The sequence below is a fragment of the Paraburkholderia sp. XV genome, from assembly GCF_020177535.1.
GTDB classification, from domain to species: Bacteria; Pseudomonadota; Gammaproteobacteria; order Burkholderiales; family Burkholderiaceae; genus Paraburkholderia; species Paraburkholderia caribensis.
The window spans coordinates 1-1,123 of record NZ_JAGUUD010000266.1 but is presented as its reverse complement, the minus strand read 5'-3'; the positions used below and the strand labels follow the sequence as shown (position 1 = coordinate 1,123).

Genomic DNA, 1,123 nt, shown 5'->3' with positions numbered 1-1,123 from the left:
GACGCTGGTTGACATTGCAGAAGCAGGACAGGGCGCCGCGATTGCGGCGCTTTTTCGTTGGGTGCGCGGCGATGTGCGCTGCGCGCGCATTCGATGTGGGACCGTCGCTTGCTGCGGGCGTCGGCTGGCGGAATTCAGTGCTTGCCGCGCCGAAATGAGACGATGACAGGAAACGGCCATCGACGGCGCGCAAGATTGACGGACGGCAGCGAGAAGTCGCCCGGCATGAAGGTGCTCAGCGGCTGCTACAATCCTGCGTCATTGCAATGAAGGTGAAGACATGGGCTTTGAACAACTGGCGAAACTGAGGGACGAACTCGCCAAGCAGGCAAAGGCGCAGCGCAAGGAAAAGCAGGCTGCGGACAAGCCGGCTCCTCAAGCGGGCGGCAAGGATCAGAAGGCGAAGGACGCCAACGCGCGCGACGCGAAAGCCCGCGACGCGCGACGGGCCCCCAGGCCTGCGGACGCGAAGGCGCACGGCAAGCCGGCGTCGGCTCGGCCGGCGGCAAAGCAGCAGAATCCCGTCGATCCCGTCGTGCATACGATCGGCAAGCTGCAGAAGCGTTTTCCGTTGGCGTTTCCGAAGAATCCTGCGCCGAAGGTGGCGCTGAAAATCGGTATTCTCGACGATCTGCTCAAGCAGGCCGGCGAATTGAAGCTGTCCGAGCAGGAAGTGCGCGATGCCGTGAGCACCTGGTGCCGTGGCAGCCGCTATTGGGCGAGCTTGACGGAAGGCGCGTCGCGTGTGGATCTGAATGGCGCGGAAACGGGCAAGGTCACCGCGTCGGAATCCGCGTTCGCACGACGCCGCTCGGGCGGTCGGAACAAGCCTGCTGCAAAGGCTGGTGACGATGCGGGTGCGGTGGTTGCGGCTGCGAAGCCTGCGGATGACGCGGCTGCAGCGCAGACTGACGGCGAAGGAAATGCGCCGGCTGCGGATCAGGCGCAAGGTTGATCGATTGCGGGCCGATGAGGCTGGTGGTCGATGGTTGAGGTTGGAGGGAGCGGTGGCTGGTTTGCTGCTACCTTATTGCAATTTGACATAATCTTAATTATCAACATTCTGTCTGTAGCGGCTCTATCCTAATGTCGTGTTCTGGCTATTTACAGATGTCGTGTTTCT

At 61.9% G+C, this 1,123-nt stretch carries 2 protein-coding genes; one reads left to right on the top strand and one right to left on the bottom strand.

The genetic code is table 11. The annotated features are described in order from the left end of the window. Window positions 1-193 (bottom strand): hypothetical protein (locus KFO72_RS41850; protein WP_225034556.1); only part of this gene is annotated, 193 nt, incomplete at its 3' end. Between the two features lie 87 nt (window positions 194-280). On the opposite strand from KFO72_RS41850, the gene KFO72_RS41845 reads away from it, so the two are divergent. Then, window positions 281-955 (top strand): ProQ/FinO family protein, encoded by a 675-nt coding sequence (locus KFO72_RS41845; RefSeq protein ID WP_224100227.1) that lies wholly within the window; start codon window positions 281-283, stop codon window positions 953-955. Window positions 956-1,123: the final 168 nt, after the last annotated feature.